The organism is Betaproteobacteria bacterium (assembly GCA_009693245.1).
Taxonomy (GTDB): domain Bacteria; phylum Pseudomonadota; class Gammaproteobacteria; order Burkholderiales; family SHXO01; genus SHXO01.
Genome location: SHXO01000104.1, coordinates 1 through 10539 on the forward strand (window position 1 = coordinate 1; position 10539 = coordinate 10539).

A 10539-nucleotide genomic window follows, 5' to 3' on the forward strand; every position below is an offset into this window, starting at 1 on the left:
ATTTCCAGTGGACTCCTTTATTCCTTCAGCCAAATTTGGCCGTTGTTTTCCTTGATCATGACCGGGACGAGGCGGCGGCCCTTGCAGGGGCCCGCTATGCAATGTCCGGTATCCGGTAAATAGGCCGCCCCGTGTGTGGAACACGTGAGATATAGACCAGAATAATCAAAAAAATTTCCTTCCATCCAATCCAGTTCCACCGGCACGTGCGCGCACCGGTTGAGGTAGGCGTGCACTGTTCCGTCGAAGCGAACAACAAAGGCGGGCTGTGCTTCGCCTGCCCGGTCCACCGTGAAGCGAAATCCCTTGCCCCCCTCCACTTCGGCGCTCGCGCAGATCACCCGTTGTTGCGCAACCATTTCGCCAAGTCCGCGATGCTATCCACGCAATCCAAGGGCCGCGCCGCCAGAAGAGCTTCCTTTTCATGCGCCCCGTAGGATACCGCCACTGCACGGGCCCCGGCACTGTGCGCCATGCTCATGTCGTGGGTGGTATCTCCGATCATCAAGGTGCGCGCCGGCGGCGCGATGACTTCATCCATCAAGTACAGCAGCATTCCGGGGTGTGGTTTGGGAAATCCTTCGTCGGCGCAGCGCGTGATATGAAAGAACCGGGCCAAGCCGCTTTCCTCCAGGGAGCGGTTCAGGCCCCGCCGGCTTTTTCCGGTGGCAATGCCAATAACATAACCAGCCTCGTGCAAGCCTTCGAGCATCTCCTCGGTCCCTGGGAATGGATGAATCCGGTGATTTCCTGCCAAAAAATGGTAGCTGTAGCGCGCCGCGATATCGCAATAACGCGCCGTCTCGGTCGCGGGAAAAAGATATTTCATGCTATCCGCGAGTCCCAATCCGATAATGAAACGCGCCTGCTCATCGCTCGGAATAGGTAGGTACATATCTTTCGCGGCTGCTTGAATGGAAGCGGCGATGTGCTCCGTGGAATCCACCAAGGTACCATCCCAGTCGAACACCAAAAGCTCGAACTGCTTATCCATCGTCTTGCTCCAGCAGGCTCAAGAAATCCGCCAATTCCTTGGGTAACGGCGCGCCAAGATGGATCTTTTCCTTTTTTATAGGGTGCGTGAAGGAAAGCTTCGCCGCGTGCAGAAACATGCGGTGGAGTCCGCGCTTATTCAGTGCCTTGTTCCGATTCGCGTGGCCGTACTTGCTGTCCCCGGCTATGGGAAAGCCCAAGTGAGATAGGTGCACACGTATCTGGTGCGTGCGCCCCGTGCCAAGCTGCGCCTCAAGCAAGGCAAATTGCGGCCAGGCCTTCTGCAATAGGAACAGCGTGTCTGCGCTCTGCCCTTGCGCATCCACGCTTACGCGGCGCTCTCCTTCTTGCGTCAGATAGCGTAGCAGCGGCGCCTTTACCCGCTGCCTGGCGTTGCGCCAAGGCCCCAGCACCAACGCGAGATAGCGTTTTTCGATCTCGCCTTCGCGCAATTGGCGGTGCATTTCCGTCAGGGCAGACCGCTTCTTCGCCACCATCAACAAGCCGGAAGTATCCCGGTCCAGGCGGTGGACCAGTTCCAGAAAGCGCGCTTGCGGGCGCTGTGCCCGGAGTTGCTCGATGATGCCCGAGCTGATTCCGCTGCCGCCATGGACAGCCAACCCGGCTGGTTTATCGACAACCAAAAGGGCCTCATCTTCAAGCACTACCGCGAGCGGATCGGCGGGTGCATCCCATGTCGTAACGGAGGCTTGTGCCGTGCGCACGGGGGGCAAACGCACCATGTCTCCAAGCTGCAAGCGATAATCCGCATCGATGCGCCCGCTATTGACGCGCACCTGTCCCGTGCGCAGCAGACGGTAGACATGGCTCTTGGGGACGCCCTTGAATGTGCGCACCAAAAAGTTGTCGATACGCTGTTGGACTTCCTCCTCGCCGATCTCGACTTGAGAAACTTCTTTCCTTAAGGTACTCAATTTGCTTAAAATGTTGAACTGAAGATTTAGGACACTCGCCCGAGCACACACCATCGTGTTCCAAGGCGCCCAAGTACCGCTGGTCCTGAAAACCGGCCTCTACGTGACTTCCGCGCCGCGTGTCCCCTTCGGAAATGAGTTTCATGTGCGAGCTTCAAAACTCGAAGAACTCAGGCAGCAAAACTCGTATTTAGTCACATAACTCTAGTGATCTAGTGATATAGCAGCCGGACCATTGCCCGCATGATAGGCACCCAGGCTGCGGCGATTCACGGCAGGTTAACTTCGCTGGCCTGCGAACCAACTAGCGATGACACATTACGCGCCTTAGGCGTACTTCCGAGGCTCCACGAAACTGGGGCCCCACGGACACCGGCACAGCGATGCACTCCGCGGACATACAGACGGCATATTATGAGTACAGACCACTGCAATAAGTAAAGATGTCCTGCTGAGCGATAGCATGCGCTGGCCGCCGTGTCCTACCCGCAACGCCTAAGCGCGGGGGTAGAACTCAATGAAACGCATGCTTTTTAACGCAACCCAGGCTGAAGAGCTAAGAGTTGCGATAGTAGATGGACAAAAGTTAGTAGACCTCGATATCGAGACCGCAGGAAAAGAACAACGCAAAGGAAACGTCTATAAAGGAGTCATCACCCGCGTAGAACCCAGTCTTGAAGCTGCCTTCGTCGATTACGGCAGCGAACGCCACGGTTTCCTACCCTTCAAGGAAGTCACCCGCGCCTACTTTAAGAATCCCGATGCGGACCCTGCACGCGCCCGGATTCAGGACGTCCTGAGCGAAGGCCAGGAATTCATCGTCCAAGTCGAGAAGGACGAGCGCGGCACCAAGGGCGCTGCCCTCACCACCTTCGTCTCCCTGGCAGGGCGCTATCTCGTGCTCATGCCGAACAATCCTCGCGGTGGCGGTGTCTCGCGCCGGGTCGAAGGCGAAGAGCGCAACGAACTGAAGGATCTGATCGCCCAACTGGATGTTCCCCAAGGTGCCAGCATCATCGGGCGCACGGCGGGTTTGGGCTGCTCCCTGGAAGAACTCAATTGGGATCTGGCTTATCTGCTGCAACTGTGGCGGGCCATCGAAAACGCCGCCAGCTTCCTGCCCTCCCCCAATGGCGATCGTTTGATTTACCAAGAAAGCAGCTTGGTGATCCGCGCCATTCGCGACTATTTCCAGCAAGACATCGGCGAACTGCTCATCGATACGGAGAACATCTACGAACAGGCCCGGCAGTTCATGAGCCATGTCATGCCGAACAACGTTAGCCGGGTCAAGCTGTACCGCGACGACGTGCCGCTCTTCTCGCGTTTTCAGATCGAGCACCAGATCGAGACCGCCTACGCCCGCCAAGTCGCCTTGCCGGCGGGGGGCTCCATCGTCATCGACCACACGGAAGCCTTGGTATCCGTCGACGTGAATTCGGCGCGAGCCACGCGCGGGGCGGACATCGAACACACAGCGCTCAACACCAATCTGGAAGCCTGCGACGAAATCGCCCGCCAGTTGCGCCTGCGCGACCTGGGCGGTTTGGTGGTCATCGACTTCATCGATATGGAAAATCCGCGCAACCAGCGCGACGTCGAAAACCGCTTGCGGGACGCTCTGCACTTTGACCGGGCACGCGTCCAAATGGGCAAGATCTCCCGCTTCGGGTTGATGGAGCTATCGCGCCAGCGCCTGCAAACGTCCTTGGGCGAGACCAGCCACATCGCCTGCCCGCGCTGCCACGGCATCGGCCACATTCGCAGCATCGAGTCTTCGGCGCTGCACATCCTGCGCATCTTGCAGGAAGAGGCCATGAAGGAGAACACCGCCGCCGTCCACGCGCAGGTACCCGTGGATGTTGCCACCTACCTGTTGAACGAAAAGCGCGCGGAGTTTCACTCCATCGAACAGCGGCTCAAGGTAGCCGTGGTGCTTATCCCCAATATTCACCTGGAAACGCCCAACTACAACGTGTCGCGCCTGCGCCATGACGAGCTGAACCAGATGGAACCTTTACCTGTTTCCTACCGCATGGTGGAGCAACCCACGGAGAAAGAGTCCGGCGGCCCCAGCGCCGCCGAGCAAAAGGCGCTCAAGCCGCAAGCCGCGGTGCAAAGCATCACTCCAGAACAACCCGCCCCCACGAATGCGGAGCAGGTCAAGCCGTCCATCTTTAAGAAAATCTTTGGCTGGCTCACCCGTAAACCGGAAGAAGAAAAACCCGCCGCTGCCCCGAAGTCGCGTTATCATCTGAGGCGCCAGCAGGAGGCACGCCGCGACCGGGGTAAGGGCCGCCGTCCCGAGCGCGACGCCTCCGAGGCCGCGGCGGGCAAGCAAGCTGCCCCCGCCAGGGGCGAGGGGGAGCGTCCTCAACGTACCGAACGTCCTGATCGCCCCGACCGTGCGGAACGAGGCGAACGTAAGGAACGTCCAGAACGCCAGGATCGTCCGGAGCGCGGTGAACGTCCGCCACGCGAAGACCGGCCCGAACGCGGCCCACGCCCGGAGCGGCAAGGCCGGGGCGAACGTCCCGAGCGCCAGCCGCGCCCCGAGCGTGAGCGCAATCCCGAACGCAGCCCGCCGCCCGAAATGGCCGAGGGCGCTGTATCAGCGGAAGCAGTAGCCAGCGCACCGCGCCAACGCCACGACGGGGAGGGAGATTTCGAAGGACGCGGTCCTCGCCGCCGCCGGGGTGGCCGTGATCGCGGCCGTGGCCGGGAGGGTAGGCCTGAAGCAGGCAGCACCGCGGAATCCATCCGTGAACCAGAGCAAGTATCACTGGACATTCATCAGAGCGAATCGTCCTTCACGCCAGCCGAAGCCGAAAGAACCTACGAGCCAAGCCATCATGAGGAACGAGAGGTGCGGACCGAGGCGCAAGCCGAGGTACGCGTAAGCGAGCCTGTGGAGTTCAAACCCTCCCCCTCCCTCGCGCCGGAACACGTCGCGGTGCGGTCTTCCCCGCCTCCTCGCGAGCGTGCTCCCGTCATGGAGAAGCCCGAACTTCCACCTGGCTTGGAGCTGGTGGAAACGGCACGCGAGAAAGCAGCGTCCGTCCCCGAGCACTACGCTGCGGGGTCCGAAGACCAACCCCGCCGGCAACGCCGTCCACGGCATTCGGACATTCCCATGGAGGAACATCCCATGGTGCAGGTTGAAACGCAATCCACGCGCGATTCCGCCTGAGTCCCCGAGGGCTGGTAGATCCTTACCAGCCCTTTCCTTGCTCACTACCGAGCGCGTATCGCTGTCGCCACGTCAGCTGGCGTATCAGCGCCTCTGAATACCTACCAACCGTTCTTGTTGCGCAAATGCTCCAGTAACCCTTCCGCGCCTTGCTCCACCAGGTCCAGCACCAACTCGAACCCCTCGGCCCTGCCGTAATAGGGATCGGGCACTTCGCGGTAAAGTGCTGCGGGTGCGTAATCCAGGAGCAGCCCCAACTTCGCCCGGTGGCCGGGCGGGCACTTTTCCGTGAGGTAGTCGAGATTGGTGCGGTCCATCGCTAGTAGATAATCGAATCCGGCGAAGTCCTCATCGCGTATCCGGCGTGCCTTGAGACCGTTCAAGTCGTAGCGCCTTTTGGCCGCCGCCGCAATTGCACGCGCGTCCGGAGCGGCCCCCAGGTGATAGCGATGGGTGCCAGCCGAGTCGATGGTCACCAGGCCCGACAGTCCGGCATTATTCACGTAGTGCCGAAACACGCCTTGCGCCGTGGGGGAGCGGCAGATGTTGCCCATGCAAATGAAAAGGACTTTCTCCATGCCCAGTGACTAGCTCTGTTTCACTCCGCGCCGCGGTTTTGCGCGCGCCTTCACCCGCGGCAGCTCGGAGCGAGTTTCGACGCCTAACAAGCGGTCCTTGAGGGCCTTGACTTGATCGCGCAGCTTGGCCGCTTGTTCGAATTCCAGGTTACGGGCGCGGTCCAGCATTTCTTTTTCCAACTGGCGAATCTGGCGGGCGATCTGGGTTTCATCCAGCGTGGCGTATTCCGCCTGAATTTGCGCCGCCTTCAACTCGCGCGCGGTTTGCGGATCGTAGATGCCGTCGATGATGTCCTTGATTTTCTTCTTCACGCCCACGGGCGTGATGCCGTGGGTTTCATTGAAGATGACTTGCTTCGCCCGGCGCCGGTTGGTTTCGCCGATGGCCCGGCGCATGGAATCCGTCATCACGTCCGCGTAAAGAATGGCTGTACCGTTGATATGCCGGGCGGCGCGGCCAATGGTCTGGATCAAGGAGCGTTCCGAGCGCAGGAAGCCTTCCTTGTCCGCGTCCAATATGGCCACCAGGGACACTTCGGGAATATCCAACCCTTCTCGCAGCAAGTTGATGCCCACCAGCACGTCGAATGCGCCCAGGCGCAAATCGCGAATGATTTCCACGCGCTCCACGGTTTCGATGTCCGAGTGCAGATAGCGCACCTTGATTCCGTGCTCGGCCAAGAAGTCCGTGAGATCCTCCGACATGCGTTTGGTCAGCGTTGTGACCAGCACTCGCTCGCCTACCTTCACCTTCGCGTGGATTTCGGATAAGAGGTCATCCACTTGCGTACTCGCCGGCCGCACTTCGATAACCGGATCGATCAGCCCCGTGGGCCGCACCACCTGCTCCACCACTTGGCCTTGATGGGTGCGCTCGTACTCCGCAGGCGTGGCGGAAACGAATATGGTCTGCGGCATCATCCCTTCGAACTCCTCGAACTTGAGCGGACGGTTATCCAGGGCACTGGGTAGGCGGAAACCGAAGTTCACCAGATTTTCCTTGCGCGCGCGGTCGCCCTTATACATGCCACCGATCTGGGGCATGGTGACGTGGCTCTCGTCCACGAACAAGAAGGCATTGGGGGGAAGGTAATCGATCAAGGTCGGCGGTGGCTCGCCCGGCTGTCTACCCGATAGGTGGCGCGAGTAGTTCTCGATGCCTTTGCAGAAACCGATCTCCGACAGCATTTCCAGATCGAAGCGCGTGCGCTGCTCGATGCGCTGTGCCTCCAACAGCTTGTGCTCGCCGTGAAAGAAAGGGATGCGTTCGGCCAATTCCAGCTTGATGGCGTCCACCGCTTTCAAGGTGGATGCGCGCGTGGTGACGTAATGATTCGAGGGGTACACGGTAAAGCGCGCAATGCGTTGCAGCACCTGGCCCGTGAGTGGATCGAACAAGGTGAGGGTCTCCACCTCGTCGTCGAACAAGCTTACGCGCACCGCGACTTCGGAGTTCTCCGAGGGAAAAATGTCTATCACGTCGCCCCTCACCCGGAACACGCCGCGCTTGAATTCCATCTCGTTGCGCTCGTACTGCATCTCCGCCAAACGCCGGATGATGTCGCGCTGGCCGCTCTTCTCACCCTCCCGCAGGTGCAGGATCATGCCGTGATAGTCCACCGGGTCCCCAATGCCGTAGATGCAGGAAACCGTGGCGACGATCACCGTGTCGGGCCGCTCCAGTAATGACTTGGTGGCGGAAAGCCGCATCTGCTCGATGTGCTCGTTGATGCTCGAATCCTTCTCGATATACAGATCGCGCGATGGCACGTAGGCCTCGGGCTGGTAGTAATCGTAGTAGGAGACGAAATACTCCACGGCGTTGGCAGGGAAAAACTCGCGCATCTCCGAATACAGTTGCGCCGCCAGCGTCTTGTTGGGGGCCATGATGAGAGACGGGCGCCCCAGCCGTGCGATCACGTTGGCCATGGTGAAGGTCTTGCCCGAGCCCGTGACTCCCAGCAAAGTTTGGAAAGCCAGCCCGTCGTTCACGCCCTCCACCAGCTTATCGATGGCCTGCGGCTGGTCTCCGGCCGGAAGAAAAGGTTGGTGTAATCGAAAAGGGCTGTTGGGGAAGGTAAGGATCACGAGTAAAATGCGCGCCCTAAATCTAAGCCGGGCAGTCTATCACGCGGCCTATTTTCGCCGCTGGCTGTTAGCGCACCCACCGCCAACCCTAAGGAACACTACATGAGCACTTCGCCACTCGCCAGCGTGCCAATGGCGCCTCGCGATCCCATTCTTGGCGTCACCGAAGCCTACAACGCCGATAAGAACCCCAACAAGGTCAATCTCGGCGTGGGAATCTACTACGACGACAACGGCAAGGTGCCCCTACTCGAGTGCGTCAAACGCGCCGAGCGGCAAATGATGGAGAACCTGATGCCGCGCGCCTATCTGCCCATCGAGGGCATCGCCGCCTACGATAAGGCAGTGCAGCAACTGGTATTCGGCGCTCGCCATCCCGCAGCGCTGGAGAATCGCATCATCACCGTGCAAGCCTTGGGCGGTACCGGCGGCCTCAAGATCGGTGCGGATCTTCTGAAGCGCTTGGTACCCAACGCGCAAGTATGGATCAGCGATCCCAGTTGGGAAAACCACCGTGCCATCTTCGAGAACGCTGGCTTCGTGGTCAACACCTACCCCTATTACGATGCCGCCAGCAAGGGCGTCGGCTTCGGTGCCATGCTGAAATCGCTGCAAGCCTTGCCCGCGGGCGCCATCGTCGTGTTGCACGCCTGCTGTCACAACCCCACGGGAGCCGATCTGAGCACGGAACAATGGGACAAGGTGCGAGAGACAGTCATCACGCGCGGCTTGATTCCCTTCCTCGACATCGCCTACCAGGGTTTCGCCGATGGCATCGAGGCGGATGCCGCCATGGTGCGTACCTTTGCCAAAGCGGCGAATCCGGTATTCGTGTCGAATTCCTTCTCCAAGTCTTTTTCCCTGTACGGCGAGCGCGTGGGCGCGTTGAGCGTGGTGACCGCCAGCGCGGACGAAGCGGCCCGCGCCTTGAGCCAGCTCAAACGCGTCGTGCGCACCAACTACTCCAACCCGCCCACCCACGGCGGGCAAGTGGTAGCCACCGTGCTCAACAATCCCGAGCTGCGAAATCTCTGGGAGGATGAACTCGGCCAGATGCGAATCCAAATTCGCGGCATGCGGGAAAAGCTCGTGGCCTTGCTGAAGGCGAAGCTCCCTTATGCCGATTACAGCTTCGTCATCCGCCAGCGCGGGATGTTCTCCTATTCCGGTTTGAGCAAGGAGCAAGTGGGAAAGCTGCGTGAGACGTATTCCATCTACGCCATCGACTCCGGCCGCATCTGCGTCGCGGCGCTCAACACGCGCAACATAGAGTACGTGACGAACGCCATCGCCGCTATTGCCTAGACTTGGGTGCTGGTGCTTCCGCCGGTGCATCCTTCTTCTTGGGCTTGGGCCGGAACAGTTTCTTGGCCAGACCGCTGGCCTTCATCCCAAGCGTAGTCCCCAACCCCGGCCCCAACACCGCCGTGCCGATGGCCGCTCCCGCCATCGCAGTTTTGGAGGGAAAGACGCGCGGAGCTTCCGTGGTGCCGGATATCGCCAGTTCCGGTGTGCCGATGAGGGATGCGGTGCCCTTGAAGTCAATACTCATATCGCCATCCAAGGTCGTGTCCTTGGCGACTAGCACATGGCCTTTCGCCTTCAAGGCACCCGATTCGATGTAGAGATCGTTGTACTGCATACCCGCGGGGCCCATTTCCAAGTGCCCCTTCAACTGATCGAACTTGGTGTCGCCTTTCGCGTCGCCTCCCAGCAACCCCTTCACCGCGCCCATGAGATCGATCCCACGCAACACCCCTTCATGGATATCGAAATCGGCATTGACCAACATCGCCTCCATCATCGCCGCGCCCGTGGGCCCCTCCCCTGCAAACTGGCCTTCGGCCTTAAGCTGGCCCTCTAGCCGCGCCTTGGATTTCAGCGCCAGCAGAAAAGGCTGCAACGCGATTCGGCCTCCCTTGAAGTTACCCGTCAACTGGCTACCGTTTTTCCAATGATATGCCGCATCGGCGGTGAGCGCACCTCCATAGAGCGAGGCAGTGAGCCGTTCGATATCGAGCCCAGCGGCGGACGCCTTGCCTTGGGCATCCAGCCGCGTGATTTCAACGGGCGGCCCAAGCGGAAGTTTCCAGCCAAGCGCGACCGCTTTGATGGCGTACCGATCCTACGCCGGAATGAGAGTCACTTCAAATTGATCGCCGCGATGGGAAAGTTTGGCCTGTTGGAAGGAATTACCCGGGCGAAAATCCACCACAAGGGCGACTTCACCCACCTTGGTGCGGGTGAACCGCAGGGTGCCCTGGGTAATTTCGGCACGGCGGATTTCAACCGAGTTCTTACGAGCGCCTTTGCTCTTGGGCGAGGCACGCAACACCCCGAAAATCTCTGGCTGAACCTTCGGCGATTCAGCGATCACGCTCAAGACCTTAACCTCCCTCCATAAGGAAAAAACCTCAGGAATGATCCAAAGCATGGGTATTTCCGCGATGGAGGGCTTACCTACCCGAACGTCGTGAATGGAAATGCGAGGCGTGGGCAAAAGGTGGGCGCGTATCTTCCCCACCGCGACTTCCATTTTCAGAGCCTTGACGGCGAGTTGTTCCGCTCGGGGTACCAGCCCCCCTAAAGGTAGCCAGTAAGGCAGCCCGAGAGCAAGAACCAGCAGCCCCGCCAGCGATAACTCGATGATTCGTCCTGCTTTCATTTACGATTGCGTTTGAAATGCCCGGCCGCTAATATACGCACCCTTTGATTCGGCGCTCGCGCCGGATCGCGAGGTTTACCTCCCATTCCC

The 10539-nt window shown here is 59.8% G+C and carries 9 protein-coding genes; 2 read left to right on the forward strand and 7 right to left on the reverse strand.

Annotation, left to right across the window (positions count from 1 at the left end; genetic code table 11):
• Positions 1 to 17 precede the first annotated feature (17 nt).
• The 3 genes from EXR36_14265 to EXR36_14275 are packed head-to-tail and all read right to left on the reverse strand — an operon-like array spanning position 18 to position 1982.
• Positions 18 to 359, reverse strand: coding sequence for a Rieske (2Fe-2S) protein (locus EXR36_14265; GenBank protein MSQ60760.1), 342 nt, complete (start codon positions 357 to 359; stop codon positions 18 to 20).
• On the reverse strand, positions 338 to 994 hold the full coding sequence (locus tag EXR36_14270) for an HAD-IIIA family hydrolase (GenBank protein MSQ60761.1): 657 nt from the start codon (positions 992 to 994) through the stop codon (positions 338 to 340). The genes EXR36_14265 and EXR36_14270 overlap by 22 nt, the downstream gene beginning before the upstream one ends.
• Positions 987 to 1982: an RluA family pseudouridine synthase gene (locus tag EXR36_14275; protein MSQ60762.1), complete on the reverse strand. Its 996-nt coding sequence runs from the start codon at positions 1980 to 1982 to the stop codon at positions 987 to 989. Before EXR36_14275 ends, EXR36_14270 begins: the two co-directional genes overlap by 8 nt.
• 463 nt (positions 1983 to 2445) lie before the next feature.
• On the opposite strand from EXR36_14275, the gene EXR36_14280 reads away from it, so the two are divergent.
• Positions 2446 to 5118, forward strand: a complete 2673-nt coding sequence (locus EXR36_14280) for an Rne/Rng family ribonuclease (protein ID MSQ60763.1) — start codon at positions 2446 to 2448, stop codon at positions 5116 to 5118.
• A 101-nt stretch (positions 5119 to 5219) separates the two neighbouring features.
• Here the strand turns inward: EXR36_14280 and EXR36_14285 are convergent, their stop codons facing one another.
• Entirely contained in the window at positions 5220 to 5696 is a 477-nt protein-coding gene (locus EXR36_14285) for a low molecular weight phosphotyrosine protein phosphatase (protein ID MSQ60764.1), read from the reverse strand.
• Between the two features lie 9 nt (positions 5697 to 5705).
• Positions 5706 to 7784, reverse strand: coding sequence for an excinuclease ABC subunit UvrB (gene uvrB, locus EXR36_14290; protein MSQ60765.1), 2079 nt, complete (start codon positions 7782 to 7784; stop codon positions 5706 to 5708).
• 132 nt (positions 7785 to 7916) lie between these two features.
• Here uvrB and EXR36_14295 point away from each other — a divergent pair, with 132 nt between their 5' ends.
• Complete coding sequence (locus EXR36_14295) at positions 7917 to 9089, forward strand: aspartate/tyrosine/aromatic aminotransferase (GenBank protein MSQ60766.1); 1173 nt, start codon at positions 7917 to 7919, stop codon at positions 9087 to 9089.
• On the opposite strand, the gene EXR36_14300 is transcribed toward EXR36_14295, so the two are convergent.
• Positions 9079 to 9897 (reverse strand): hypothetical protein, encoded by an 819-nt coding sequence (locus tag EXR36_14300; protein MSQ60767.1) that lies wholly within the window; start codon positions 9895 to 9897, stop codon positions 9079 to 9081. The two genes, EXR36_14295 and EXR36_14300, sit on opposite strands and share 11 nt — an antisense overlap.
• Positions 9898 to 9909: 12 nt before the next feature.
• Positions 9910 to 10449 carry a hypothetical protein gene (locus tag EXR36_14305; GenBank protein ID MSQ60768.1) on the reverse strand — a complete coding sequence of 180 codons (540 nt, stop codon included), beginning with the start codon at positions 10447 to 10449 and terminating at the stop codon, positions 9910 to 9912.
• Positions 10450 to 10539: the final 90 nt, after the last annotated feature.